The 26,395-nt window shown below is 64.9% G+C and carries 21 protein-coding genes; 8 read left to right on the top strand and 13 right to left on the bottom strand.

Annotated elements, in window-relative coordinates:
* Position 1 precedes the first annotated feature (1 nt).
* Positions 2-1,240, bottom strand: a complete 1,239-nt coding sequence (locus PATSB16_RS04770) for an MFS transporter (RefSeq protein ID WP_047212867.1) — start codon at positions 1,238-1,240, stop codon at positions 2-4.
* Positions 1,241-1,340: 100 nt separating this feature from the next.
* Here PATSB16_RS04770 and PATSB16_RS04765 point away from each other — a divergent pair, with 100 nt between their 5' ends.
* On the top strand, positions 1,341-2,237 hold the full coding sequence (locus PATSB16_RS04765; RefSeq protein WP_047212866.1) for a LysR family transcriptional regulator: 897 nt from the start codon (positions 1,341-1,343) through the stop codon (positions 2,235-2,237).
* Between the two features lie 7 nt (positions 2,238-2,244).
* Here PATSB16_RS04765 and PATSB16_RS04760 read toward each other — a convergent pair whose 3' ends face one another.
* Positions 2,245-3,150 (bottom strand): LysR family transcriptional regulator, encoded by a 906-nt coding sequence (locus PATSB16_RS04760; RefSeq protein ID WP_206093670.1) that lies wholly within the window; start codon positions 3,148-3,150, stop codon positions 2,245-2,247.
* 133 nt (positions 3,151-3,283) lie between these two features.
* Between PATSB16_RS04760 and hmgA the strand changes: the two genes are divergently transcribed.
* Complete coding sequence (gene hmgA, locus PATSB16_RS04755) at positions 3,284-4,624, top strand: homogentisate 1,2-dioxygenase (RefSeq protein WP_047212864.1); 1,341 nt, start codon at positions 3,284-3,286, stop codon at positions 4,622-4,624.
* Between the two features lie 11 nt (positions 4,625-4,635).
* Entirely contained in the window at positions 4,636-5,940 is a 1,305-nt protein-coding gene (fahA, locus tag PATSB16_RS04750; RefSeq protein WP_047212863.1) for a fumarylacetoacetase, read from the top strand.
* Positions 5,941-6,001: 61 nt separating this feature from the next.
* Here fahA and PATSB16_RS04745 read toward each other — a convergent pair whose 3' ends face one another.
* The 8 genes from PATSB16_RS04745 to hpnN all read right to left on the bottom strand — a co-directional run bounded on the left by PATSB16_RS04745 (position 6,002) and on the right by hpnN (position 17,537).
* Positions 6,002-6,454, bottom strand: a complete 453-nt coding sequence (locus PATSB16_RS04745; protein ID WP_047212862.1) for a CopD family protein — start codon at positions 6,452-6,454, stop codon at positions 6,002-6,004.
* A gap of 37 nt (positions 6,455-6,491) precedes the next feature.
* The gene (parC, locus tag PATSB16_RS04740) at positions 6,492-8,825 is read right to left on the bottom strand and encodes a DNA topoisomerase IV subunit A (RefSeq protein ID WP_047212861.1); all 2,334 of its coding nucleotides are present in this window, start codon (positions 8,823-8,825) and stop codon (positions 6,492-6,494) included.
* A gap of 49 nt (positions 8,826-8,874) precedes the next feature.
* Positions 8,875-10,851: a DNA topoisomerase IV subunit B gene (locus tag PATSB16_RS04735; RefSeq protein WP_047212860.1), complete on the bottom strand. Its 1,977-nt coding sequence runs from the start codon at positions 10,849-10,851 to the stop codon at positions 8,875-8,877.
* A gap of 178 nt (positions 10,852-11,029) precedes the next feature.
* On the bottom strand, positions 11,030-12,961 hold the full coding sequence (locus PATSB16_RS04730) for an ATP-binding cassette domain-containing protein (RefSeq protein WP_047212859.1): 1,932 nt from the start codon (positions 12,959-12,961) through the stop codon (positions 11,030-11,032).
* Positions 12,962-13,045: 84 nt separating this feature from the next.
* Complete coding sequence (locus PATSB16_RS04725; protein WP_047212858.1) at positions 13,046-13,504, bottom strand: GNAT family N-acetyltransferase; 459 nt, start codon at positions 13,502-13,504, stop codon at positions 13,046-13,048.
* Positions 13,505-13,560: 56 nt separating this feature from the next.
* Positions 13,561-13,794, bottom strand: a complete 234-nt coding sequence (locus PATSB16_RS04720; protein ID WP_047212857.1) for a hypothetical protein — start codon at positions 13,792-13,794, stop codon at positions 13,561-13,563.
* A 476-nt stretch (positions 13,795-14,270) separates the two neighbouring features.
* Entirely contained in the window at positions 14,271-14,801 is a 531-nt protein-coding gene (locus PATSB16_RS04715) for a hypothetical protein (protein WP_047212856.1), read from the bottom strand.
* 144 nt (positions 14,802-14,945) lie between these two features.
* Positions 14,946-17,537 (bottom strand): hopanoid transporter HpnN, encoded by a 2,592-nt coding sequence (hpnN, locus tag PATSB16_RS04710; protein ID WP_047212855.1) that lies wholly within the window; start codon positions 17,535-17,537, stop codon positions 14,946-14,948.
* A gap of 101 nt (positions 17,538-17,638) precedes the next feature.
* On the opposite strand from hpnN, the gene PATSB16_RS04705 reads away from it, so the two are divergent.
* The 5 genes from PATSB16_RS04705 (at position 17,639) to PATSB16_RS04685 (ending at position 22,663) form a co-directional block, all read left to right on the top strand.
* Positions 17,639-18,250, top strand: a complete 612-nt coding sequence (locus PATSB16_RS04705; protein ID WP_047212854.1) for an MlaC/ttg2D family ABC transporter substrate-binding protein — start codon at positions 17,639-17,641, stop codon at positions 18,248-18,250.
* Between the two features lie 152 nt (positions 18,251-18,402).
* Positions 18,403-19,362 carry a 4-hydroxy-3-methylbut-2-enyl diphosphate reductase gene (ispH, locus tag PATSB16_RS04700; protein ID WP_047212853.1) on the top strand — a complete coding sequence of 320 codons (960 nt, stop codon included), beginning with the start codon at positions 18,403-18,405 and terminating at the stop codon, positions 19,360-19,362.
* Positions 19,363-19,379: 17 nt separating this feature from the next.
* A complete protein-coding gene (hpnH, locus tag PATSB16_RS04695; protein WP_047212852.1) occupies positions 19,380-20,501 on the top strand; it encodes an adenosyl-hopene transferase HpnH in 1,122 nt (373 codons plus the stop codon).
* Positions 20,502-21,503, top strand: a complete 1,002-nt coding sequence (gene hpnA / locus PATSB16_RS04690) for a hopanoid-associated sugar epimerase (protein WP_047212851.1) — start codon at positions 20,502-20,504, stop codon at positions 21,501-21,503.
* The gene (locus PATSB16_RS04685; RefSeq protein WP_047212850.1) at positions 21,500-22,663 is read left to right on the top strand and encodes a glycosyltransferase; all 1,164 of its coding nucleotides are present in this window, start codon (positions 21,500-21,502) and stop codon (positions 22,661-22,663) included. Before hpnA ends, PATSB16_RS04685 begins: the two co-directional genes overlap by 4 nt.
* Here PATSB16_RS04685 and PATSB16_RS04680 read toward each other — a convergent pair.
* From PATSB16_RS04680 to hpnD, 3 genes are all read right to left on the bottom strand, one after another.
* A complete protein-coding gene (locus PATSB16_RS04680; RefSeq protein WP_072628607.1) occupies positions 22,648-23,361 on the bottom strand; it encodes a phosphorylase in 714 nt (237 codons plus the stop codon). The two genes, PATSB16_RS04685 and PATSB16_RS04680, sit on opposite strands and share 16 nt — an antisense overlap.
* Positions 23,358-25,316: a squalene--hopene cyclase gene (gene shc, locus PATSB16_RS04675; protein ID WP_047216268.1), complete on the bottom strand. Its 1,959-nt coding sequence runs from the start codon at positions 25,314-25,316 to the stop codon at positions 23,358-23,360. Before shc ends, PATSB16_RS04680 begins: the two co-directional genes overlap by 4 nt.
* Positions 25,317-25,498: 182 nt before the next feature.
* On the bottom strand, positions 25,499-26,344 hold the full coding sequence (hpnD, locus tag PATSB16_RS04670; protein WP_083566667.1) for a presqualene diphosphate synthase HpnD: 846 nt from the start codon (positions 26,342-26,344) through the stop codon (positions 25,499-25,501).
* Positions 26,345-26,395: the final 51 nt, after the last annotated feature.

The following is a 26,395-nucleotide window of genomic DNA, read 5'->3' as shown; positions in this document are numbered from 1 at the left end:
GTCACCCCTTGCGCATAAAGGCGCGGCGCATGGCCAGCGATACCGCCAGCGAAATCAGCAATGCGACGCTCAACAGGGCAACCACGCCATGCCAGCCCGAGCCATGCATCACGACGCCCGTGTAAGTGCCCAGCACGGTCGACCCCATGTAGTAGAAGAAGAGATACAAGGCCGATGCAGCGGCGCGGCCTTCGCGGGCATGCTGACCGACCCAGCTGCTGGCGACCGTATGGCCTCCGAAGAATCCAAACGTAAATAGCGCCAGCCCGCCGATGACCCACCCCAACTGTTGCGACAGGGTCAGCAGCAACCCGCACAGAGCCAGTGCCACGAGCAGCCACAGCATGCGGTGCCGTCCGAGCCGGTCGGACAGCGGCCCGGCAATGAACGAACCCATCACGCCGATCAGGTACATCGAAAAAATCATGCCGATCACGGCCTGCGGCAGGCCGAACGGCGGCGCCTCCAGACGAAAGCCGAGGTAGTTATAGACGCTGACGAAACTGCCCATCATCAATCCGGCGAACAGGTACAAACCCAGCAGTGCCGGATCCTTCAGATGACGCCGGGCCTGGCGCACGATGTCGCTCACCGGCGCGCGGCGCGGCGTAAAGCGCTGCGACGGCGGCAGGCCTCGTACGAACTGCAGGCTCATCAGAAAGCAGCTCACGCCGATCACAGCCACCGCGACGCGCCAGGAAAATACGTCGGCCAACAACGCCGAGCCGACGCGCCCGACCATGCCGCCCAGAATATTGCCGCTGATGTACAGGCCCATCGACATGCCCAGCGAGCCGTGTTCGACTTCCTCGCTCAGATAAGCCATGGCGATCGCAGGCAGCCCCGACAGTGCCAGTCCCTTGAGCGCGCATATCGCGATCAGCGAAGCGAAGCCGGGTGTGAAGGCCGAGACGATAGTCAGCAGCGACGAACTGAACAGCGCCGCGCACATCAGTCGCTTGCGGCTGATGCTGTCCGACAGCAGGCAGGTCACCAGCAGGCCGCCCGCCATGGTCAGCGTGGATGCCGACACCGCCAGACTGCTGCGCGCTGGCGTGATATCGAAATGTGTCGCCAGCAACGGCAACAGCGACTGCATGCAATAAAGCTGTGCAAAGGTCGCGAAACCACCGAAGAACATTGCCCAGCTGATGTGGGTATAACGCCGCGTGCCGCGCGTGACTCCGGCTGGCGGTGTCGCGCCGGACGGAGCAAACGAATCGGTGGGAAGGGACGACATGCGCACGCTGCGATGAAGACGATAACGGACTATATTAAAGTTGTGCTTAATTTCAGTCCAATATATATTTTCACCGCTTTTCAATATATAAAAAATATCAGTGGAACTGCGCCATCTTCGTTATTTCGTGACCGTCGCGCGCGAGCTGCACTTCTCCCGCGCGGCGGCCAAGCTCAATATCGGCCAACCGCCGTTGAGCATGCAGATCCGGGCGCTCGAACAGGAACTGGGCGTGACGCTGTTCGAGCGCACGCGCCGCCGGGTCTTCCTCACCGACGCCGGCCGCATTTTCCTGGCGCGGGCCGAGGCAATCCTGGCGGATGTCGAGAGCGCCGCCCACCAGGCACGCAGCGTCACCGGCTGCGAGAGCGGCGAGTTGCGCATCGGCTTCACCACCTCGTCGCCTTTCACATCGCTGCTCCAGCAGGTGCTCAGCGCCTATCGCAAGCGATTTGCCCAAGTGACGCTGACGCTGCATGAAATGCCGTCGTCGCTTCAGGTGCAGGCGATCGAGCAGCGCCAGCTGGATATCGGCCTGGTGCGCCGCCCCGAGCACATCGGGCCGGCGCCCTCGGTGCAATTCTCCGTGTTGAGCAACGAGGCACTGGTCTTGGTCCTGCATCGCGATCATCCGCTGGCCGGCCGCCGGACAGTGGCGGTTCGCGAACTGCGCGCGGAGCGCTTCATCCTGCATCCGCGCGGCTCGGGCACCGCCATCCATCACAAGATCGTGCAGATGTGCGAGCGCGCCGGGTACACGCCGACCATCGTGCAGGAAGCGCGCGAATCCACCACGATCGTCGCTCTGGCCGCGACCGGACTCGGAATTTCGATCTTGCCGGCCGCCATCCAGTGCATTCAGATCGACGGGGTGCGCTACGTCCGGCTGTCCGACCCCGACGCCGTCTCGCCACTCCTGCTGGCGCGTCGGCAGGACGATCCGAGCCCGCTGGTGCGAGCCTTCGTCGAGCTATGCGCGGAGCATGCGGCGCATTGACGCCGCGTCATTGCGCGAAGTTGTCGGCCAGTAATTGCCGCAGCCACTGATTGCCGGGGTCCTGATGCGCGCGCCGATGCCAGAAGATATGCGTCTGCAGCGCCGGCAGCGGTATTGGCGGCGCCGCATGGCGCAGGCCGAACGGCTCGGCCACGCGTTCGGCCAACTTTTGCGGCACGGTCACGACCAGATCGGTGCTGCCGACGATAAACGGCACGGCGATCAGGTTCGGCACCCGGAATTTGGCACTCGCCGCAATGCCGATTTTCTCCAGATGAGCGTTCAGGCGATCGTAGGGATCGTCCTGCCCCGTGACGAACAGATGCTCGGCCGCGGCAAACGCCTTGCGGGTCAGCGGCCTGCCGTCGAGCGGATGACCGGCGCGGAACAGGCTCAGATAAGACTGGGTGAACAGGCGGCGCTGAAACAGCGCGTCCGAGCGGCGCTCGAAAGCGCCGATCGCCAGGTCGATCCGGCCGGCGGCCATCGCCTCGCCCAGCGCCTGGCTGGCCACCCGCACCGTCTGCAGACTCACGCCGGGCGCGCTGGCTCGGCACAGTTGCGCCAGTGCCGGCATGAAGTAAATCTCGCCGACGTCGCTCATGGCCAGAGTGAACTGCCGGCGGCTGGTGCCCGGATCGAAACGTTCCTCATGATTGAGCGCGCGCGCCACGTTCTCGAGCGCGACCGCGATGGGGTCGGCCAGCGTCGCCGTCAGCGGGGTCGGCAGCATGCCCTGCGGCGAACGGACGAACAGCTCGTCATTGAACGTTTTGCGCAATCTCGCCAGCGCATTGCTGACCGCCGGTTGCGACAAACCCAGGCGGCGCGCCACCAGCGACACCTGCCGCTCCTGATAGAGCGCCTGGAACACCACCAGCAAATTCAGATCGACATCCCGGAGTTCGCGCATGACCATTATTCATGAAATCAATAAGAGTTATTTTCTCATTTTTTGCACGAAGATAGGTCAACTGGACGAAAATAGCGTCATCGACGTCCGGCGCGTGCCGGGGAGTCTCTATTTTTGATCAGGAGAACCGCTGATGAATCAGGTCTCACCGAACGAAGTGGCATTGCCCGTGGCAGCGCAGACCGCCGGCTATCAGTCCGGCTTCGGCAACGAATTCGCGACCGAGGCATTGCCTGGCGCGTTGCCGATCGGGCGCAACTCGCCGCAGCAAGCGCCTTACGGTCTGTATGCCGAGCAACTCAACGGCGCCGCATTCACCGCGCCGCGCAGCCATAACCGCCGCTCGTGGCTCTATCGTATCCGTCCGGCCGCCATGCACCAGCCGTTCGTACCATTGCCCAACGATCGCATCGTGAGCCGCTTCGGCGACGTGGCCACGCCGCCCAATCAGCTGCGCTGGAACCCGCTGCCGATTCCCGACGCCCCCACCGACTTCATCGACGGGTGGGTGACGATGGCCGGCAACGGCGCGCCCGAAGCCATGAGCGGCTGCGCGATCCACTGGTACGCAGCCAACCGTTCGATGCAGGATCGCTTCTTCTACAACGCCGACGGCGAACTGCTGGTGGTACCGCAAGAGGGCCGCCTGCATATCGCCACCGAACTCGGACGGCTCGACATCGAGCCGCTCGAAATCGCAGTGATTCCCCGAGGCGTGCGCTTTCGCGTCGAACTGCCGGACGGCGCGGCGCGCGGCTACATTTGTGAAAATTACGGCGCGTTGCTGCGCCTGCCCGACCTGGGCGTGATCGGCTCGAACGGCCTGGCCAATCCGCGCGACTTTCTCACGCCGCAGGCCTGGTATGAAGATCGCGAGGGCAAATTCGAGCTGGTGGCGAAATTCAGCGGCAACCTGTGGCGCGCCGAGATCGACCATTCGCCGCTGGACGTGGTCGCATGGCACGGCAATTACGCCCCCTACAAATATGATTTGCGCCACTTCAACACGATCGGCTCGATCAGCTACGATCACCCCGATCCGTCGATCTTCCTGGTATTGCAGGCGCCCAGTGACACCCCGGGGGTCGACACCATCGATTTCGTGATTTTCCCGCCGCGCTGGCTGGCCGCCGAAAATACTTTCCGCCCGCCCTGGTTCCATCGCAATATCGCCAGCGAGTTCATGGGCCTGATCAAAGGCGCCTACGACGCCAAGGCCGAGGGCTTTGTGCCGGGCGGCGCGAGCTTGCATAATTGCATGAGCGGTCACGGCCCCGACGCCGAGACGTTCGAGAACGCCAGCCATAGCGACACCACGCGGCCCCACAAGGTCGACAACACCATGGCCTTCATGTTCGAGACGCGCGCCGTGATTCATCCGACCCGCTTCGCGCTCGATACGCCGTTGCGGCAGCAGGACTACTTCGAATGCTGGCAAGGCTTGCGCAAGCACTTCAACCCGAACGCGAAATAAGAGACGCGCCGATGACATTGTTGAACGAAACCCACGACCCCAAACTGAAGAGCTGGATCAGCAGCGCCAACGATCCGTCCTGCGATTTCCCGATCCAGAACCTGCCGTTCGGCATTTTCTCCACGGCCGACGACCCGCAGCCGCGCGTCGGTGTGGCCATTGGCGAGGTCATCGTCGATCTGGCCGCGCTCGAGGCCGCCGGGCTGGTGAGCCCGCCCGGCGCCGAGCAGCCGGTGTTCGCCGCGGCCACACTCAACCCCTTCATCGCCCTGGGCCGCGCCGCCTGGCGCGACACCCGTCTGCAACTGAGCCGCCTGCTGCGCGAAGGCACCGCCACGCTGCGCGACAACAGCGCGCTGCGCGAGCGTGCCCTGGTCAAGCAAGCGGTGGCCGCCCTGCATCTGCCGGTGGAGATTCCCGGTTACACCGATTTCTACTCGTCGAAAGAACATGCGACCAATGTCGGCGCGATGTTTCGCGACCCGAAGAACGCACTGCTGCCGAACTGGCTGGAGATCCCCATCGGCTACAACGGCCGGGCCTCGTCGGTGGTGGTCAGCGGCACGCCGGTGCGGCGCCCCAACGGGCAGATCAAATTGCCGGATCAGGAGCGCCCGGCGTTCGGCCCGTGCCGCCGCCTGGATATCGAACTGGAAACCGGCTTCATCGTAGGCCAGGGCAATGCGCTGGGCGAGCCGATCGCGTGCGAGGACGCCGAGCAGCATATTTTCGGCATGGTGCTGCTCAACGACTGGAGCGCGCGCGATATCCAGCAATGGGAATACGTGCCGCTCGGCCCATTCAACGCCAAGACGTTCGCCACCACGATTTCGCCATGGATCGTCACGCTCGACGCGCTCGAGCCATTTCGCGTCGCGCAGCCCGAGCAATCGCCGCAGCCGCTGCCGTATCTGCGCCATGCCGGCCAGCACGGCTTCGACATTCATCTCGAGGTGCGCATGCGTCCGGCGCAGGCAGCTCGGGCAAGCACCATCTCGCGCACGAATTTCAAGTACATGTACTGGACCATGGCCCAGCAGCTCGCGCATCACACGGTCTCGGGATGCAATACGCGCGTGGGCGATTTGATGGGCTCGGGCACGATCAGCGGCCCGACGCCCGATTCCTACGGCAGCCTGCTGGAAATAACGTGGGGCGGCAAGCATCCGCTGACGCTCGATAGCGGTGAGTCCCGCACCTTCATCGAGGACGGCGACGAATTGACGCTGGTCGGCTGGTGCCAGGGCGACGGCTACCGGGTCGGCTTCGGCGAATGTCGCGGAGAAATCCTGCCGGCGCTGCCTGGCGCCCGCTAGCGTCGCTGCGCCGGCGTCCCGCTTGGGGCGTCGGCGCCCGTCTTCACCGTCTTCAATGCGCTCAGCCGCGAATGGCGGCCGCCAGCGCGATCACGATAAAGCCCAACACCAGATTGAAGGCTACGATCCGGCGCACGCCGTCCAGTGCGCGGGCGCCGTCCGGCCAGTTCTGCGCCTGCACTGCGCGGCGCAGGCGCCGATAGGAAGCAAAACGCGCATGCCCGAACGCCAGCATCATGACAATCCCCAGGCCCGCCATCGCATGAATCGGCCAGGGCGTGTTGGCGGGTCCCATCGCCATCATCATGTAGAGGCCCGAGAGCAGAATCAACACGACGGCAATACCAACCCAATTCAGAAAGCGCCCCAGCGCGGCCTCCCACAACGGCAGGCGTTGCTCCGGTTTCAGGCTGGATGCGGCGGGGCGCAGACAGAGGTAAGCGAAGAACATTCCGCCGACCCAGACGGTGACACTGGTGAGATGCAGAAAAAGACTCAGCGCGTACAACTTCATGGCATGCCTCCGAAAAATGGGGGGATAGGGTCGAGCATCAGGGCGTGGCTGTCGTCCCCGGCGCCACTTTCGGCAACACCGGCATCAGATCGGTCACCTTGAATTTTGTTGCCGGCGTGCGGCCCCGGCGCGCGCGCTTGCCGAGGTGCGGCGTCAGCGCTTCGCCGGCGAGCGTCGCCTGTTGCGGCTTGCCGCCGCGGCCCAAGCCAAACAGCACCAGCCCGCCCGGACCGATCGGCAGGGCCTGCAGCAGGGTCTCCTTGCCGTCGAGGCCGATCAGCGTGAGCCCGCGCCCGCCGCCGCCAAGCGCCTTGATTTCGTCCAGCTCGCACACCAGCACACGCCCGTCGGCCGACAGGCACGCCAGTTGATGTGCGCCATGCCACACGGGCGTCGGCCGCAGCGGCACGGCACCATCGTCGATCGTCATGAACGCCTTGCCGGCCTTGACGCGGCTGACCATGTCGCCAATTCGCGCGGTGAAGCCAAAGCCGGCGCTGGTCGCCAGCATCAGCACCTGTTCGGCCGGCCCAGCGAAATAATGCGTCAGATGCGAGCCGGGCTCCAGTTCGATCAGCGAGGTCATCGGCACCCCGTCACCGCGTCCGCCGGGCAACGCCGAAACCGGCACCGAGTAGACCCGGCCGGTGCTGCCCCAGGCGATCAGTTGATCGACCGTGCGGCACTCGAATGCGCCATACAGCGCGTCGCCGCTTTTGAAGCCGAATTGCTGCTGATCGAGGCCGTGCCCCTTTTGGGTACGCAACCAGCCCTTTTGCGACACCACCACGGTGACCGGCTCGTCGACCACGCGCGTCTCCAGCGTGGCGCGCTTTTCCTCCTGGATCAGCGTGCGGCGCGCGTCGCCGAACTGCTTGGCGTCGGCCTCGATCTCCTTGATGATGAGCCGCTTCATCGCCGTCTCGCTGGCCAACAGTTCTTCCAGCCTGGCCTTCTCGTCGCGCAGCGCCGCCAGCTCCTGTTCGAGCTTGATCGCTTCGAGGCGGGCCAATTGGCGCAAGCGGATTTCGAGAATGTCCTCGGCCTGCCGCTCGCTGAGGCGGAAAGCGGCGATCAGCGCCGCCTTGGGCTCGTCGGATTCGCGGATGATGCGAATCACCTCGTCGATGTTGAGGAAGACCGTCAGGCGGCCTTCCAGGATGTGGATGCGGTCGTCCACCTTGCCGAGCCGATGCTGTGTACGGCGTGTGACCGTGACGAAGCGAAAGCCGATCCATTCGCTCAGAATGTCGCGCAGCGACTTCTGGCGCGGCCGGCCGTCGGCGCCGACCATCACAAGATTGATCGCCGCGTTCGACTCCATGCTGGTGTGCGCCAGCAGCGCATTGACGAACTCGGTCTGATCGATCCGGCTCGACTTCGGCTCGAACACCAGCCTGACCGGCGCATTCTTGCCGGACTCGTCGCGCACCGCGTCGAGCAGCGCCAGCACGCTTTGCTTGAGCTGTGTTTGCTCGGGCGTGAGCGACTTTTTGCCGAGCTTGACCTTCGGGTTGGTGATTTCCTCGATCTCTTCGAGCACCTTCTGGCAGGAAGCGTTGGGCGGCAACTCGTGCACCACCAACTGCCACTGGCCGCGTGCCAGCTCCTCGATTTTCCAGCGCGCCCGCACTTTCAGGCTGCCGCGCCCGGTCTCGTAGGCTGCGCGGATATCGGCCGGGCTCGAAATGATCTGGCCGCCGCCCGGGAAATCGGGCGCGCTGATGTATTCCAGCAAGTCGCCCGAATCGAGCTTCGGATTGCGAATCAACGCGATCGTCGCGTCGGCCACTTCGCGCAGGTTGTGCGACGGGATTTCGGTCGCCAGCCCCACCGCAATGCCGGAAGCGCCATTGAGCAGCACGAACGGCAGGCGCGCCGGCAGAGTCTTGGGCTCCTCGGTCGAGCCGTCATAGTTGGGCACGAAATCGACCGTGCCGGCATCGATTTCGTCGAGCAACAGGCGCGCGATCGGCGTCAGTCGCGCTTCGGTGTAGCGCATGGCCGCCGCGCCATCGCCGTCGCGCGAGCCGAAATTGCCCTGGCCGTCGATCAGCGGATAGCGCATCGAGAACCCCTGGGCCAGACGCACCAGTGCGTCGTAGGCCGACTGGTCGCCGTGCGGATGGAACTTGCCCAGCACATCGCCGACCACGCGCGCCGACTTGACCGGCTTGGCGTCGGCCGCCAGCCCCATCTCGTTCATCGCGAACAGGATACGGCGCTGCACCGGCTTTTGCCCATCGCAAACGTCGGGCAGCGCACGCCCCTTGACCACGCTGACCGCATAGTCGAGGTAGGCGCGTTCGGCATAAGCGCCGAGCGTCAGGGCATCGGCATTCGGCTCGAAAAGAATGTCTTGTTGTTCCATAAATCAGCTGTGCATTTTCAGAAATCGGGGAGAAGATCCGGCCAGTCGCTCAGATGTCGGCTTGCGCCTCGTTGCCTTTCTCTTCGAGCCAGCTGCGGCGCGCCGCCGCTTCGCCCTTGCCCATCAACATATTCATGCGCGCGACGGTCGTGCTGAAGTCGAGTTCGCCCAGCGTGACCGGGCTCAGGCGACGGGTGTCGGGATTCATGGTGGTCTCCCACAATTGCTCCGCGCTCATCTCGCCCAGCCCCTTGAATCGGCTGATCGCCCAACTGGCCTCGCGCACGCCCTCCTTGCGCAACTTGTCCAGGATCGCCTCGAGTTCGCCCTCGTCGAGCGCATACAGCTTCTGGACCGGCTTCTTGCCGCGCGCCGGCGCATCGACCCGGTACAGCGGCGGGCGAGCGACGAACACGTGGCCACGCGCGATCAATTGCGGGAAGTGACGGAAGAACAGGGTCAGCAGCAAGACCTGGATATGCGAGCCGTCGACGTCGGCATCCGACAAAATGCAGATCTTGCCGTAACGCAAATTCGACAGATCCGCTTCCTGGCCCTGGCCATGCGGGTCGACCCCGATGGCCACGGCGATATCGTGCACTTCGTTATTGGCGAACAGCCGGTCGCGCTCGGTCTCCCACGTGTTGAGCACCTTGCCGCGCAACGGCAGGATCGCTTGAAACTCCTTGTCGCGGCCCATCTTGGCCGAGCCGCCGGCCGAATCGCCCTCGACCAGGAAAAGTTCATTGCGCGCGATGTCTTCCGACTCGCAGTCGGTCAGCTTGCCGGGCAGCACCGCCACCCCCGAACTCTTGCGCTTCTCGATCTTCTGCCCGGCGCGCGTGCGCGCCTGCGCCTGGCGTATCACCAGTTCGGCCAGCTTCTTGCCGTGCTCGACGTGCTGGTTGAGCCACAATTCCAGCGCCGGACGAGTGAAGGTCGATACCAGACGCACGGCGTCCCGGCTATTCAGGCGCTCCTTGATCTGCCCCTGGAATTGCGGGTCGAGCACTTTGGCCGACAGCACGAACGACACGCGCGAGAAGACGTCTTCGGGCAGCACCTTGACGCCCTTGGGCTGCAAGCCGTGCAACTCGACGAAGTTCTTCACGGCCTGGAACAACCCGTCGCGCAGCCCTGCTTCATGAGTACCGCCGGCCGGCGTGGGAATCAGGTTGACATACGATTCGCGCACCAGCGCGCCGTCTTCGCTCCAGGCCACGACCCAGGCCGCGCCCTCACCCTCGGCAAAACTCTCTTCGTTCGCATCGGCAAAGCGCTCGCCCTCGAACAGGGGAATCAACGGCTCGGCGCCATTGAGCGCTTCCAGCAGATAGCCGCGCAAGCCATGCTCATAGCACCACTCCTGCTGATCGCCATTTTTTTCATTGCGCAGCCGCACGCGCACGCCGGGCAGCAGCACGGCCTTCGAGCGCAGCAGGCGTTGCAAGTCGGGCAATGGAATATGATTCGCGTCGAAATACTTGGGGTCAGGCCAGACCGTCACGCGCGTGCCGCTTTTTTTCTCGCCGCGCGCAAGGGGGCGCGAGCGCAGCGCCTCGCTTACCTCGCCACCGGCAAAGGCGATGTCCGAGACCTGGCCATCGCGCCAGACGGTGACCGCCAGGCGGGTCGACAACGCATTGGTGACCGAGACGCCGACGCCGTGCAGGCCGCCAGAGAAAGTGTAGGCGCCGCCGGCGGCCTTATCGAACTTGCCGCCGGCGTGCAATCGGGTATAGACGATCTCGACCACCGGCACCCGCTCTTCCGGGTGCGGGCCGACGGGGATGCCCCGCCCGTCATCCTCGACGCTGACACTGCCGTCTTTGTGCAGCGTGACTTCGATCTGATTGCCGTAGCCGCCCAGCGCCTCGTCCGAGGCGTTGTCGATCACTTCCTGAACGATATGCAGCGGATTCTCGGTGCGGGTGTACATGCCCGGCCGTTGCTTGACCGGCTCGAGTCCCTTGAGCACCTTGATCGACGCTTCGCTGTATTGCGCGGATGACGTTTTCTTCGACATGTTTTTTCTTGACGGACGATCCGGGATCTCATCGCACTTGTCCACAGCGCGTGTGGACAAGTGCGGGGAAAACCCGTTGAAATTTCTCAAAACCATCATGGAATCAAAGCGTTCCATGTTGCGCCCGGAATCTGGGCAGATTCGGTGCCCGGTTCGGCGCGCCTATTCTACGGGAGACTCAGCCGTTTTCCCCACGACGCTTGCTCTCCAGTGCCTCCCAGCGCTCGAGCGCATCGAGCAGCGCCAGCTCGATTTGCTCATGCCGCTCGCTCAGTGCGGTGCCGCGCTGCGGATCGGCGGCGAACACGCTGCCGTCCTCCAACTGCGCGGCGATGGTCTTTTGCTCGCTCTCCAGTGCGGCGATTTGCTCGGGCAGCGTGTCGAGCTCGCGCTGCTCCTTATAGCTGAGCTTGACCGTGCGATTGGCGCCGCGCGGGACCTTGGCATCTTCTTTCGCAGCGGGCTTGGCGCTGGCCTCGTCGGCGGCCGCCAGCGCCTGGGCGCGCGCCGACTGCACCTGCCAGTCGCTGAATCCGCCCACATACTCCCGCCACCGGCCGTCGCCCTCGGCGGCGATGACCGAGGTCACGACGTTGTCGAGAAAAGCGCGATCGTGGCTGACCAGAAACACCGTTCCGGCGAAATCCTCGAGCAGCTCCTCGAGCAACTCGAGCGTCGGAATATCCAGGTCGTTGGTCGGCTCGTCGAGCACCAGCACGTTCGCAGGCTTGGCGAACAGCCGGGCCAGCAGCAAGCGATTGCGCTCACCGCCCGAGAGCGAGCGCACCGGCGAGCGGGCCCGCTCGGGCGAGAACAGAAAATCGCCCAGATAGCTCATGACGTGCTTGCGCGCGCCGTTGATCTCGATCCAGTCGCTGCCGGGACTGATGGTGTCGACCAGCGAACGCTCCGGGTCGAGCTGCGCGCGCATCTGGTCGAAATAGGCGATCTGCAGATTGGTGCCATTGCGCACCTGGCCGGCATCGGGCGTCAACTGGCCGAGAATGATTTTCAGCAGGGTCGTCTTGCCGGCACCGTTGGGCCCGATGATGCCGACCTTGTCGCCACGCATCAGGGTGGCCGAAAAATCTCGGACCACGCAGCGCGTGCCGAACGACTTGCTGACGTTGACCAGTTCGGCAATTACCTTGCCGGAGCGGTCCGCCTGGGCGATATCGAGCTTGACGTTGCCCTGGGCCTCGCGGCGCGCGGCGCGCTCGCGGCGCATCTGCAGCAAGCGCTCGATGCGCGACACGCTGCGCGTGCGGCGCGCCTCGACGCCCTTGCGGATCCAAACCTCTTCCTGCGATAACAACTTGTCGAATTTCTCGTTCTCGACCTGCTCGGCCGCGAGTTGTTGCGCCTTGCGTTCCTGATACTTGGAAAAATTGCCTGGATAGGACAGCAGCCGGCCGCGGTCGAGTTCGACGATGCGCGTTGCCACGCGATCAAGAAAACTGCGGTCGTGGGTAATGAACAACAGACTGCCTCGAAAACCCAGCAGCAGCTCCTCGAGCCAGCGGATCGAATCGAAGTCGAGGTGATTGGTCGGCTCGTCGAGCAGCAGCACGTCGGGGCGCGCCACCAGCGCCTGCGCAAGCGCCACGCGCTTTTGCTGCCCGCCCGAGAGCGTGCCCACACGCGCATGGCCATCGAGCTTGAGCTGTGCCAGCGTCGTCTCGACCCGCGTTTTGAGCTGCCAGCCATCGGTGGCATCGAGCGATGCCTGCAAAGCGGTGAACTCGGCGAGCAACGCGTCGTGCTCGGCACCCTCGCCGCTGCTCGCCAGTTCTTCGGCAATCCGCTCGTAGGCCGACAGCGTGACGTGCATCTCGCCGAGCCCGCTGGCGACCGCGTCGAACACCGTCTGCTGCGCATCGAACGCAGGCTCCTGCGGAACGTAGACGGTGCTGATGCCGTTTTGCCGGGTGATCTGACCATCGTCGGGAGCGATCAAGCCGGCGACGATTTTCAGCAGAGACGACTTGCCGGCGCCGTTGCGTCCGATCAGGCCGACGCGCTCGCCCGCCTCCAGCGAGAATTCGGCATGATCGAGCAGCGCAACGTGGCCAAACGCCAGTTGCGCGGCGGAAATGGAAAACAGGGACATATGTAGAGATGCGTGGGGAACTGCGAAAAAGGGCTATTGTACGCGCCGGCCCCGGCGGCGTCGCGGGCTTGGCGACGTCCGGCGTCAGGCGCGCCGCAGCATTTCGAGATGGGCAATGCCGTCTTCGTCGTAGGGCTCACCGACCGCGACGAAACCAAATGATTCGTAAAAGCGCTGCAAGTGCGCCTGAGCGGCAATACGTACCGCACTACCGGGCCAATGGGAGCGAATGCAATCGAGCCCGTAACTCACCAATTGGCGGCCCATGCCGGTGCGGCGATGCCCGGCGGTGGTCAGAACACGGCCAAGCGACGCCTCGGCATAAGACACGCCGGGCGGCAACAAACGTGCGTAAGCGGCAATGACCGCCTGCCCGGCTTCGCCCGGCGCCTGCGCAAAGACATGCAGCGCGTGCTCGTCCTTGCCGTCGATATCGGCGTAAAGGCATTGCTGCTCGAGTACGAATACCGCGGCGCGAGCGGCCAGGATGCCGTACAACTCATCGGCTTGGAGTGATTCGAAGCGTTTGCAGTGCCATTGCATGGGCGCGAGGAGAATAAATAGGGGATCGATATAAGGTGGGCGCCGCGCCAGCCGGCTCAGTGAAAACGCACAATCCCTTCTTCGATGTCGGCCCGGGCATTGCGCTCGGCGTCGTCGAGCGCCGTATGCCGGCTCTCGAAACCGTAGGCGGTCTGAACCTGATACGTACGGACTTTCTTCAGGCCGGTGTCGCACGGCTGCAGAATTTCGTAGAACGCGTCCCAGCGCGCATTGTCGCGCTGCACCGCGCTGACGTGGTAATGAAGATCTTGATATTTCGTGTATTTCATCTTGTTCAAATTTCTCGCTTGAGTCGGCGCATCTTCGCAGGCGTGTTTTGCAAATACGTGACGAAGGTGGCGTTCGTTCGATAAAACGCCGGACCATGCATGTCACCCGCACGGCGTCGAGCCGCAGTGGGCGAACTGGCAGGCCAGCTCTACCGCAATCAGGCACGGCACCCGAGGGTGTTGCGCGCCCGCTGAAAATCTACCTCGGCCGGTTGACGACGCAGTCGACAACACGAACGAAAAATGCAAACCGGGTAATGGGCTGGCAGAGGAAAAAGCGCGCGAAAAAACTTGTTATTCGTGAAATGCGAATATGCAGGAGAACTGCAGAAACCAACAAGATGGCGCGCAAAAACTTTCTTTTAATTAGGCAAATGTCATGCGGCTAGGGGCGGATTATACATCAAACCGCCGCCCACGACCAACCCCGCCCGCTTGCCTGCGCCAACAGGCAGGCGGGCTCCGTGCAAATCGCGCTAGCGACGCGCCAGAGTCCGCGCTCTGGGCCGCTCGTCGATCTGCGCAAGCAACCAGTACATGTAGCCGGCAAACGCGCCGAATACCAGATGGCCGGCAAGCATCAGCCAGCCGCGCGAGGCGGCGAACCAGGGAAAAACGTCGGTCATCACATGGAAATTGAACAGATAGACCACCAAACCGAACACGCCGCCGGCAATCGAGACGGTTGCCACGTCGGAGTCGAGCCGGAACGGCGCGACGATCGCCCCCAGGATGAGCCCCAGGCCGATGCCAAGCACGAAGTGAACGGCCAGTGCGGCGGCCACGATCGTCACGTCGAAGGTCGCCGGCGGTTGCAGGACGCCCGTGCCGAGCAAGATGGCCGCCACCATGCGCGGCGGTATCCAGGGGCTTTGCCCCGTCACCAGCAGCACCGCCAGCATCTCCACCGCGCAGAAGAAGGCGCAGGCGGCGAAGCCGGCCGTTGCGGCGGCCGACCAGTCGGGTCTGCGATGCGTGAAATGATGCGTACCGAGATGAAGTTCCATGCCAGCCTCCTTGTCGAGGTGCCGTTGAAGTACTTCATCCCTAGCATAGGTCGATAGCGGCGAATCATCCACTCGGCGCTTGCCGCAGCGCATCATGCCGGGGGCCATGCCGGACGGCGCGGCCCCTCGGCATGGCCGCCCGGTTCAGCGCCGCGCGCGCGGCTTGCCCATCAGCACCGGCTGAAAAAACACCGCACCGATCAGCGTGCAGGCCAGCGACAGCGCCAGCAGCTTGCCCATGCTGGAAGTGCCCGGGTGGTGCGACAGCCAAAGGCTGCCGAAGGCAATGGCGGTGGTCGCCGCCGACAGGATGACGGCCTGCGTCAGACTCGATTGCAGCAAGTGCGTGCCGCCCGCGCGCCAGGCGATCACGTAATAAATCTTGAATGCCACGCCGACGCCGAGCAGCAACGGCAGCGCGATGATGTTGGCGAAATTCAGTGGCAATCCGATCAGCACCGAGATTTCCAGCGTGACGGCGGCCGACACCAGCAAAGGCACGAGCGTGCGCAACACGTCGCCGAAATTGCGCAATGCCAGCCACAGCAGGAGCGTGATGGTCACCAGGGCCAGGATGCCCGCCTCGATGAAAGCACGAATGATGGTGTTGGCCGAGTAAAGAATCGAGATCGGGCCGCCGATCGCATCGGGCATCGCCTGCAACACCGCCCGGCTGAACGCACGCAGCATTGCGTCATTGTTCGGATCGGCACCGGGCGCTACCTTCGGCGAGATATTGACCAGGGCGCGCCCGTCGGCCGCGAGCCACTGCCTGGCAAGCGCTGGCGGAACGCTGGCCAGCGTCACCGGCTGAGGCTCCAGAGCCAGGCGCAGGTCGGCCAGGGCCAGACGCAACGAACCGGCAATCGCATGCTCGGCCCGGTCGCGCGCGGCGGCGTCGGCGGCCGCCAGCTTGCGTAACCCGGCAGCCAAGCGCTGGGCCTGCGCGGCGCCCGGCCCCGGATGGTCGAGCGCGGCGTTTTCCAGCTGGCTGGCGGCCACACGCAGCGCCGCCACGCGCGCCTCGTCCGGCGCGGGCGAGGCGGGCGCCTGCTCGAGCACGGGCAGGAGCTGCGCGGCGACCGACTGAATCTCCGCGAGTTTTTCCGCTTGATCCTGGGGCACAAAGCTACTCAGCGTTACGACCTGCCCAACCTGCGGCACGCGGCGCAGTCTGGCCGCGTCGGCATCGGCGGCCGCCAGCGACGGCGCCAGAACCTGCACGTCGTTGACGCCGGTTTGCGGCGAATCGGCCAGCTTGAGCAGCGTCGCCATCGATTCGGTATGCGGATCTTTCAGGTGCAGCGGATTGAAATCGAAGCGCAGGTGCAACAGCAACGGCAATCCCCCCAACACCAGCGCCAGTGTGCCGAACAGCAACGGTCGACGGTGGCGCTGAGTGAAATCGTCGACTGGCGCAAGCCAGCGAAATCCCGGCGCGACACGCTCGCTCACCGGCCCCAGCACGCGAATGAGCGCCGGCAGCAAAGTAATGCTCGAAGGGAACGCAACGCACAGAATGCCGACGCCCGCGATCTGCCCCAGTTCGGCCACGCCCCGGTAGTGAGTCGGCAAAAACGAGAAGAAGCTCGCCGCGGTGGCCGCCGCCGCCAGCGACAACGGCATCGCAATCGACCGTCCGGCGCTGGCCAACGCCATGTCGAGATCCCCGTGCCGATGCCGCTCCTCCCGGTAGCGCACCGCAAACTGGATACCGAAATCGACGCCGATGCCGACGAAAAGGACGGCAAACGCCACCGAAATCATGTTCAGGGCGCCCACCATCCACAGGCCGAGCGCGGCCGTCACCGCCAGGCCGGCCAACAGCGTGATGAATACCGCGATAACCATCTTGCCCGAGCGCACCGCCAGCCACAGCACCACCAGCACCGCCAGCAAGGTGGCGATCGCGTTGGGCACCGCACCTTGTGCCACCGAACCGAATTCTTCGTCGGCCAGCGGTTGGGAGCCGGTCAGGCGGACCGTCGCACCGTATCGTTGCCGCAACTGCAACGCTTCGGCGGTGGCGCGAATCCGCTCGGATGCGGCGGCGCCAGCCTCCAGCGCCGCATAGTCCAGCACCGGCTGCACCTCGACGAAGCTGCGCGGCACCGCATCGGGCTCGACCAGCGTGCGCCACGACAGACCCGCCGGACGCCCGGCCAGCACGGCGTCGACCGTATCCGCGCTGTGCGACAGCAGCCCGGCCATGTCGGACAGATGCACCTGACCGGTCAGCAAAGGCGTTTGCAGCGTGACCGACAGCAAATTGGCCAGACCGGTCAGCGTCGGGTCGCCGGCCAACCGGTTCAGCAAGGGTTTGGCATCGAGCAGCTTTTTGCTCAGGCTCGCCAAATCGTCGCGCGAGGCGAACAGCAGCGCGTTGCGCGCAAAAAACTCGCCCGCGCCCGGCCGGCTGACGGACCGGAAGAACTGCGGCTCGCCGGCCAGTTTCGCGGCCAATTCGGCCGCCGCGCGGTCGGCAAATTCTGCGGATGGCGATTCGATCACCGCGAGCGTGGTATCCGAGCGTTGCGGAAAAGCGCGATCGATGGCCTTGTCGCGCTGAGCCCACGGCGTGTGACTGTCGATCAGGCCGGATATGTCGGTATTGATGGCGAAATGAGAAGCCACGTAAAAGCAGCTCGCTGCCGCCAGCAACAACGAGGCGGCGATGACCAGATACGCGTGCCGTGTCGAGAACCGAACCACGCGCACGATGATCGAAGTCAGCATGCAGAATCCTGAAGAGATGGGGAATCGCCGGTAGTATACCGGGCGGGCGCCGCCTCACGGCGGCTGCGGCACCCAACCCAACGATGGCACAAGGTAAGCGGATGAAGAAATTTCTAATGGCATTGATGACGGCGTTGACCATGACCGGCGCACTGGCGCAAACCGGCACGGCCAATCCGAACACGGCGGTCAAGCAAGCGGTCGAAACCGTCGTCAAGGCCGCCAAGGCCGACCCGGCCTCGCGCGCGGGCGACGTCCTGGCTACCGTCAAGGTGGTCGAGCGCGACTTCCTGCCCTACACCGATTTTCGCCGCACCACCCGCCTGGCGGTCGGCGCGGCCTGGAAAACCGCCACGCCGGCGCAGCAGCAGCAGTTGTTCGAGCAGTTCCAGACGGTCCTGGTGCATACCTACGCGCTGCAACTGACCCAGTTGCGCGGCCAGACGCTGACGTTTCACTTCTCGCCGGCCACCCTCAGCGCCAACGGAACCGATGCGGTCGTCAATACCCGCGTGAGCGGCTCCGGCGACGATCTGGAGGTAGGCTATCGCCTGGGGCGCACCAGCGAGGGCTGGAAGATTTACGATATCGATATGATGGGCGCATGGCTGATCCAAATCTACCGCCAGCAATTCGCCGACCAGATCGCGCGCAACGGCATCGACGGGCTGATCAAGTACCTGGCGGCGCATAATGCGCGTTTCGGGAAATAAGTACCGGATCGACGGCGTCGGGCCGCCCTGGATCGAGCAATAATCCCCGGCGGAGGTTACAATCGCTGCTGCCCACAATTAGCAGGGTTCGGTCACGAGCGCCCGACGCTCCGTCAGACTACCCAACTGGTCGACCCAAGTCGGAGAGCTACATGCAAGTCATCCTTGCTCAACCTCGCGGTTTTTGCGCAGGCGTCATTCGCGCAATCGAGATTGTCGAGCGTGCGTTAGAAAAGTACGGCGCGCCGGTCTACGTGCGTCACGAGATTGTCCACAATCGGCACGTCGTCGAATCGCTGAAGGCCAAGGGCGCCCGTTTCATCGACGAACTTTCGGAAGCGCCAGCCGGCGCGGTCACGATTTTCAGCGCACACGGCGTGGCCAAGGCCGTCGAGGTCGAAGCGCAGGAACGCGGCCTGAAAGTGCTCAATGCGACCTGCCCGCTGGTCACCAAAGTCCATATCCAGGGCAAGAATTATGTTGCCAGCGGACGTGAAGTGATTCTGATCGGACATGCCGGCCACCCCGAGATTCTCGGCACCATGGGCCAGATCGACGGCCCGGTCCACCTGGTGCAGACCGAGGCCGACGTCGACGCGCTCGATCTCGCGGCCGACACCCCGGTGTCGTACGTGACACAAACCACGCTCTCGGTCGACGAGACGCGCGGTATCATCGCCGCGCTCAAGCGCCGCTTCACCAACATCGTCGGCCCCGACACCAAGGACATCTGCTATGCGACGCAAAACCGCCAGACGGCGGTGCGCGAGCTGTGCGCGCGCGCCGACGTGCTGCTGGTGGTCGGTGCGACCAACAGTTCGAACTCGAACCGGCTGCGCGAGATCGGCGCCGAAGTCGGCGTGCCGAGCTATTTGCTGGCCGACGGCAGCGAACTGAATCCCGACTGGGTGCGCGGCGCTCGCACGGTGGCCATCACCGCCGGCGCCTCGGCCCCGGAGCGCATGGTCGAAGACGTCATCGACGCGCTGCGCAAAATCGAGCCGGTCGAAGTGACCACCATGGACGGCATCGAAGAAACCATTCAGTTTCGCCTGCCGACCGAACTCACCGAAGATACCCCCGTCAAGGCGCCGCGCGCGGTGGCGGGTTAAGGCAATAGGAGCCGAACGTGGCAATTCCATTTCTGCAACAGGCGTATGTCGGCGCCTACCTGATGAAACAGCGCATCAAGCGCACCAAGCGTTACCCGCTGGTCCTGATGCTCGAGCCGCTGTTCCGCTGCAACCTGGCCTGCGCTGGCTGCGGCAAGATCGACTATCCAGATCCGATTCTGAACCAGCGTCTTTCGGTAGCCGAGGCGCTGGAGGCGGTCGACGAATGCGGCGCGCCGGTGGTCTCGATCGCCGGCGGCGAGCCGCTGCTGCACAAGGAAATGCCCGAGATCGTCAAGGGCATCATCGCGCGACGTAAATTCGTCTACCTGTGCACCAACGCGCTGCTGCTCGAGAAGAAGATCGACGACTACGAGCCGAGCCCGTTCTTCGTCTGGTCGATTCACCTCGACGGCGACCGTGAAATGCACGACAAGTCGGTCTGCCAGACCGGCGTCTACGACCGCGCCGTGGCGGCAATCAAGCTCGCCAAGGAGCGCGGCTTTCGCGTCAATATCAACTGCACGCTGTTCAACGACGCCAAGCCCGCACAGGTTGCCGAATTCTTCGATCAGACCAAGTCGCTGGGCATCGACGGCATCACCGTCTCGCCCGGCTACGCTTACGAACGCGCACCGGACCAGCAGCACTTCCTGAATCGCGAAAAAACCAAGCAGCTGTTCCGCGACATTCTCAAGCGCGGCCGCGGCGGGCGCGAGTGGTCGTTCAGCCAGTCCAGCCTGTTTCTCGATTTCCTGGCCGGCAACCGCACCTATCACTGCACGCCGTGGGGCAACCCGACGCGCACCGTGTTCGGTTGGCAACGTCCGTGCTATCTGCTCGGCGAAGGTTATACCAAGACCTATCGCGAGCTGATGGAGTCGACCGACTGGGACAAATACGGTACCGGCAACTACGAGAAATGCGCCGACTGCATGGTGCATAGCGGCTACGAAGCCACGGCGGTCAACGACACCATGGCGCATCCGCTGCGCGCGCTGGGTGTGGCCATGCGCGGCGTGCGTACCGAAGGGCAGATGGCGCCCGACGTCTCCTTCGAGCAGCAGCGGCCGGCCGAATATGTTTTCTCCCGCCACGTCGAGATCAAGCTCGCCGAACTCGGCCATCACAAAGCTTAAATGCCCGATTCCGACCGTGTGCTGATCACCGGCGCATCCGGTTTCGTCGGTTCGGCGGTGATTCGCACGGCGCTCGCGCGAGGTCATCGCGTGCGGGCGCTGGTGCGCGCGTCCAGCCCGCGAGATAACCTGCGCGAGCTGGACGTCGAACTCGTCGAAGGCGACATGCGCGACGCCGCATCGATGGACAAGGCACTCTCTGGCGTGGGCATTCTGCTGCATGTCGCCGCCGACTACCGCCTGTGGGCGTCCGATCCGGCCGACATCATGCGGGCCAACCTGGAAGGCACCCGTACCGTCATGCAGGCCGCGCTGCGGCAGGGCGTCGAGCGCATCGTCTACACCAGCAGTGTCGCCACGCTGCGCGTGCAGGGCGCCAGCGCCCCGGTGACCGAATCCGCACCTGCCGACGAACAGCAGACCATCGGCATCTACAAGCGCAGCAAGGTCGCGGCCGAGCGTCTGGTCGAACAGATGATTGCCCGGCAGGGGCTGCCGGCCGTGATCGTCAACCCCTCGACCCCGATCGGTCCGCGCGACATCAAGCCGACGCCGACCGGGCGAATCATCGTCGAGGCCGCGCTCGGCAAGATTCCCGCCTTCGTCGACACGGGCCTGAACCTGGCGCACGTGGACGACGTCGCCGAAGGGCACCTGCTGGCGCTCGAACGCGGCCGCATCGGCGAGCGCTATATTTTGGGCGGTGACGACGTGCTGTTGCGCGACATGCTCGGCGAGATCGCCCGCATGACCGGACGCAAAGCCCCGACGCTGACCCTGCCGCGCTGGCCGCTCTACCCGCTGGCGCACGTGGCGCAAGGCATCGCGCGCCTGAGCGGCAAAGAACCTTTCCTCACGGTCGACGGGCTGAAAATGTCGCGTTACCACATGTTTTTCAGCTCGGCCAAGGCTCAGGCCGAACTGGGCTATCGCGCGCGCCCCTACGCCGAAGGCTTGCGCGACGCTCTCGACTGGTTTGGCGGCGCCGGCTATCTGAAATGAACCCACTCGCCCTGCTCGGCGCCCTCGCGCTGGCCATCTGGATCTATTTGCTCAGCGCGCGCGGCGGCTTCTGGCTCACCCGGGAACGCGACACCCAACCCGGCGATTATCCGCTCACGGAGCCCGACGACTGGCCGGCGGTGGCGGTGGTCATTCCGGCCCGCAATGAAGCCGAGTCGATCGCGCAGACCGTCGAAAGCCTTTGCCGGCAGGATTACCCGGGCGCCTTCCGGATCGTGGTAGTCGACGACCAGAGCGACGACGGCACCGCCGAACTCGCCCGCGCCGCCGCGACGGCGGCCGGCGCCGGGGCACGTCTGGACGTGCTGCGCGGCGCACCGCTGCCAGGCGGCTGGACCGGCAAATTGTGGGCCGTGCATCAAGGTATCGCGCATGCCTGCGCCAGCGAAAACGCACCCGCCTGGCTACTGCTGACCGATGCCGACATCGCTCACACGCCCGACAATCTGCGCCGCCTGGTCACCCGGGCCGTATCCGACAAACGTGTGTTGGTGTCGCTGATGGCCAGGCTGCGTTGCGACGCATGGTTCGAGCGCGCACTGATTCCGGCCTTCGTGCTGTTCTTCCAGATGCTGTACCCGTTTGCCTGGGTCAACCGGCGCCGGCACTCGATGGCGGCAGCCGCCGGCGGCTGCATGCTGGTGCGGCGCGACGCCCTGGAGACAGCAGGCGGCATTCAGATGATTCGCGACGAAATCATCGACGACTGTTCACTCGGCGCGCTGATGAAAAAGCAAGGCGCGATCTGGCTTGGCCTGACCGAGCGCGCCGTGAGTCTGCGTCCGTACGACAACCTGGGCGAGATTCGTCGCATGGTCTCGCGCACGGCCTATGCGCAGCTGAAATACTCGCCGTGGCTGCTGGCCGGCACGATAGTCTCGCTGCTGCTGACCTTTATCGTGCCCCCGGCGCTGGCGCTGTTCGGCAGCGGCGTGGCACAACTTTTGGGCGCCCTGGCCTGGCTGGCCATGATGGTGGCCTATTTGCCGATGCTGCACTTCTATCGCTGCGCACCCGGGTACGCGCCGCTGCTGCCGGCTATTGCGGCGCTTTATACGCTATTCACGTTCGATTCCGCGCTCCAGCACTGGCGCGGGCGCGGCGGGATGTGGAAGGGGCGCGCTCAGGCCCGGCAGTAGGCGAATCCGCGGCCGAGCGAACGACGCCCGGCGATCATGGCCCGCCGGGCACGCCGAGCGTCGCCGGCCAGGCGCAGCAAGCCGGGGAATTGTCCCGGGTGACGAGCCAGCGAGCGCAGCACGGCCCACACGTCGGTCGAGCCGTCGGCACGCAAGCCCGCCAGCGCAGCCTCCGGCAGCGAGCGCTCGGCCGGATCGATCACCACCCGGCAAACGGCGAATGGCAGTCCGCGCTGCGCGGCCAGACGGCCGACGATATGCGATTCCATGTCCGCGGCAACCGCTCCGCTCGCCTGATGCAGCGCGTGCTTGGCCTGCGCCTGCACCACCGGACTGGCAACGCCGGCCAAATCGCCGTATGAGGCGCCCGGCAGCGCCCGGCACAAGGCGCGTGACCAGTCTTCATCGGTCTCGAAACACTCCGTCTCGCTCAGCACGCGCCGCGCAACCACCCAGGTCCCGGGGCGCAGCGCATCGACCAGCCCGCCCGCCGTGCCGAAACTGACCACGCCTCGGCAGCCTTGCGCCAGCGCCGCCTCGAGCATCTCGGCCAGCGCGGTATTCTGCTGGCAGACCACCCGCACGTCCGGCCCGGCGGCAATGCGCGCCTCGAATGGCATACCGGTCACGACGACCACCGGCCGGCCGTCTTCCGCTCGATCGTCTCTGCCGCTCGATGCCGGCCTGGCCGGGCTCACATTCCCCCCGGCACCGGACAGAGATTGCGCACCGTCAGGTTGCGGTACCGCGCCAGCGCCCACAGCGGAAAGAATTTGCGATAACCGTGATAGCGCAGATAGAACACGCGCGGAAATCCGGTTGCCGTAAACAACGCTTCTTCCCAGAGCCCGTCGGCGCCTTGAGTCTTGAGCAGGTAGGCAATGCCACTGGCGACCGCCGGATCGTCGACATAGCCGGCGGCCATCAAACCCAGCAGCGCCCACGCCGTTTGCGAGGCCGTGCTCGGCGCACGCTCATAGCCGTGGTAATCGAGCTTGTAGCTCTCGCCGTCCTCACCCCAGCCGCCATCGTCGTTCTGAATCGCCAGCAGCCACTGCGCGCCGCGTTGCAGCGGGGCGCTGCCGGGCTCGAGGCCGGCCGCGCGCAGTCCGCACAGCGCCGACCAGGTGCCGTAGATGTAATTCATGCCCCAGCGGCCATACCAGCTGCCGTCGGTCTCCTGTTCATCGAGCAGATACTGGCGAGCCCGCGCGGCGGCGACCTCGCGCTCCGGCGACAGCGGCAGTTGCGCCAGCATCGACAGGCAGCGGGCCGACACGTCCACGGTCGGCGGATCGAGCAGCGCGCCGTGATCGGAGAACGGGATGTTGTTCAAATACAGATGGGTATTTTCCGGCTCGAACGCGCCCCAGCCGCCATTGCCGCTTTGCATGCCGATGACCCACTCGCAACCGCGGTCGATCGCCTCGCGAAACTGGTCGTGGCCGCGCAGACGCGCGACGCGATCCATCGCCATGGCCACCACAGCGGTATCGTCGACGTCCGGATAATGCGGATTGGCGAACTGGAATGCCCAGCCCCCCGGGCGCACGTGCGGCCGGCGGGAAATCCAGTCACCGCGCGTGTCGAGAATCTGCAGCGGCGCGAGCCACGACAATCCGCGCTCGGCCTGCTCGATCGCCCGCGCGTCGCCGGTTTCGAGCAGCGCCTGCGCGCTCAGCGCGGTGTCCCAGATCGGCGACAGGCAAGGCTGGCAGTAAGCCTCCCGCTCGTGCACGACCAGCAGCTTATTGACTGAACGGCGCGCAATCGCGCGCCGCGGGTGGTCTTCGGCATAGCCAAGCACGTCGTACATCATGACTGCATTGGCCATTGCCGGGAAAATCGCGCCCAGCCCGTCTTCGCCATTGAGGCGCTCGTCGACGAAACGCACCGCCGCGTCGATGGCACGCTGCCGCAACCGCTTGGGAAACCACTTGTCGGTCGCGCGCAGCACGGAGTCGACGCCGGCAAAGAACGTGAACCACAGCCGGCTCTGATGCGCAGCCCGGGACGGCGGGCCCACCTCGCGCGGCGAGCCGATGAACAGTTCGTCGATCGTCACGCCCTTGGGGTTACGCGCGCACGGCCGCTTGGCCTGCAGCACCAGCAGCGGCACGATCACCGTGCGCGCCCAGTAGGAAATCTTCGATAGATGGAACGGAAACCAGGCCGGCAACAGCATGATTTCGACCGGCATCATCGGCACGGCCCGCCAGTCGAGCACGCCGTACAGCGCGAGCAGGATACGGGTGAACACATTGCTGCCGGCCGCCCCGCCACGCGCCAGAATGGCCTCGCGCGCGCGGACCATGTGCGGCGCATCGAGCGGATCGCCGATCATTTTCAGCGCGAAATAGGCCTTGACGCTGGCGCTCATATCGAACGCGCCATCGTGAAACAGCGGCCAGCCGCCGTGCTTGCCCTGAATGCGCCGCAGGTAGACGGCGATTTTCGCCTCCAGCGCGGCATCTGCCGGCTCGCCCAAATAATGGCGCAACAGCACGTATTCGGCCGGAATCGTGGCATCCGCCTCGAGTTCGAAAAGCCAATAACCGTCGGCATGCTGCAACGCCAGCAGCGCGTCGCACGCGCGCTCGACGCCAGTCTCCACCCGCTGGGCGAATTCTCCGGGCAGCGACTGCCGCGTCATGGCCGGCGATGACTGATCGTGTGCCGTTTGCATGATTGCTTGATCCGACAAGAGTACTCCCAACAAAATATCAAAGCCCGCCTGAACGGCGCTCACGCCGTTTCGGCGATGCGCTCAGTGCGCGCGCTCGCCTGCGGCCAACCCGGGCACTCCCGCGCCGAGCCCATGAATCGCGACGTCCATCAGAACAGCATCTGCCGCAACAGCAAGGCGCCGACGCGCAGCCGCGAGACCCGCACGCGCTCGCGCGGTGCGGCAAAGCCGCGTGCGATCAGTTTCTCCAGGATCGCGCCGTATGCCTGCGCCATGATGCGCGGGGCGATCACCATGCGACGCGGATAGCGCGCCATGATAGTGCGAGCCACGGCGAAATGCTCGCGCGCCTGCGCGACGAGCGGCGCACAGGCCGCGTCAAGGGAGGTGCCGGCCAGCGCCGCGGGTTGCGGCGCGGTGATGCCGGCGTGCGCCAACGTCTCGCGCGGCAGATAAACGCGGCCGATGGCCGCGTCTTCGTCGATATCGCGCAGGATGTTGGTCAATTGCAGCGCCCGGCCGAGGTGGTGGGCCAGTTCGCGCCCGTCGGCCTCGGGCAGTCCGAAAATTTTCACCGATAGGCGGCCGACCGCGCTGGCCACCCGGTCACAATAAAGATCGAGGGTCGGCAGGTCGGGGGCAACGATGGTCGTGTGCACATCCATTTCCATGCCGTCGATCACGGCCAGGAAATCGGCTTTCTCGAGCGAGAATTCGGCGACCACGCACGCCAGGCTGGTCAACGCAGCCGGCGGCTTGCCCGCGTACAGCGCTTCGATGTCGTCGCGCCAGCGCGCCAGGTCTGCCAGCCGGCTGGCGCTGGAGCCCTCGCCGTCGGCGATGTCGTCGACCTGCCGGCAAAATGCGTAGATCTCGAACATGCCGTCGCGCTGGGCGCGCGGCAAAATGCGCATGGCTGCATAAAAAGTGCTGCTGGCGGCAACGCGCTGGCTGGTTTCCACGGCTTGGATTTCGATTGGTTCGGCAACGCCCACGGAGGCTCCTCAATGCTCAATGAACGTGTCACAGGCAGGATTCGGCTTGAC

This window comes from Pandoraea thiooxydans (assembly GCF_001931675.1).
GTDB classification, from domain to species: domain Bacteria; phylum Pseudomonadota; class Gammaproteobacteria; order Burkholderiales; family Burkholderiaceae; genus Pandoraea; species Pandoraea thiooxydans.
This window is presented reverse-complemented; position numbering and strand designations above follow the sequence as displayed.

What these genes read in the sequence shown, in the direction of transcription:
- shc (WP_047216268.1), bottom strand. Translation starts at nt 25,316, where the DNA reads ATGACGCGGCAGTCGCTGCCCGGAGAATTCGCCCAGCGGGTGGAGACT.
- PATSB16_RS04745 (WP_047212862.1), bottom strand. Translation starts at nt 6,454, where the DNA reads ATGAAGTTGTACGCGCTGAGTCTTTTTCTGCATCTCACCAGTGTCACC.
- PATSB16_RS04720 (WP_047212857.1), bottom strand. Translation starts at nt 13,794, where the DNA reads ATGAAATACACGAAATATCAAGATCTTCATTACCACGTCAGCGCGGTG.
- fahA (WP_047212863.1), top strand. Translation starts at nt 4,636, where the DNA reads ATGACATTGTTGAACGAAACCCACGACCCCAAACTGAAGAGCTGGATC.
- ispH (WP_047212853.1), top strand. Translation starts at nt 18,403, where the DNA reads ATGCAAGTCATCCTTGCTCAACCTCGCGGTTTTTGCGCAGGCGTCATT.
- PATSB16_RS04725 (WP_047212858.1), bottom strand. Translation starts at nt 13,504, where the DNA reads ATGCAATGGCACTGCAAACGCTTCGAATCACTCCAAGCCGATGAGTTG.
- PATSB16_RS04730 (WP_047212859.1), bottom strand. Translation starts at nt 12,961, where the DNA reads ATGTCCCTGTTTTCCATTTCCGCCGCGCAACTGGCGTTTGGCCACGTT.
- hpnA (WP_047212851.1), top strand. Translation starts at nt 20,502, where the DNA reads ATGCCCGATTCCGACCGTGTGCTGATCACCGGCGCATCCGGTTTCGTC.
- PATSB16_RS04685 (WP_047212850.1), top strand. Translation starts at nt 21,500, where the DNA reads ATGAACCCACTCGCCCTGCTCGGCGCCCTCGCGCTGGCCATCTGGATC.
- parC (WP_047212861.1), bottom strand. Translation starts at nt 8,825, where the DNA reads ATGGAACAACAAGACATTCTTTTCGAGCCGAATGCCGATGCCCTGACG.
- PATSB16_RS04705 (WP_047212854.1), top strand. Translation starts at nt 17,639, where the DNA reads ATGAAGAAATTTCTAATGGCATTGATGACGGCGTTGACCATGACCGGC.
- PATSB16_RS04760 (WP_206093670.1), bottom strand. Translation starts at nt 3,150, where the DNA reads ATGCGCGAACTCCGGGATGTCGATCTGAATTTGCTGGTGGTGTTCCAG.
- hpnN (WP_047212855.1), bottom strand. Translation starts at nt 17,537, where the DNA reads ATGCTGACTTCGATCATCGTGCGCGTGGTTCGGTTCTCGACACGGCAC.
- hmgA (WP_047212864.1), top strand. Translation starts at nt 3,284, where the DNA reads ATGAATCAGGTCTCACCGAACGAAGTGGCATTGCCCGTGGCAGCGCAG.
- PATSB16_RS04715 (WP_047212856.1), bottom strand. Translation starts at nt 14,801, where the DNA reads ATGGAACTTCATCTCGGTACGCATCATTTCACGCATCGCAGACCCGAC.
- PATSB16_RS04735 (WP_047212860.1), bottom strand. Translation starts at nt 10,851, where the DNA reads ATGTCGAAGAAAACGTCATCCGCGCAATACAGCGAAGCGTCGATCAAG.
- PATSB16_RS04770 (WP_047212867.1), bottom strand. Translation starts at nt 1,240, where the DNA reads ATGTCGTCCCTTCCCACCGATTCGTTTGCTCCGTCCGGCGCGACACCG.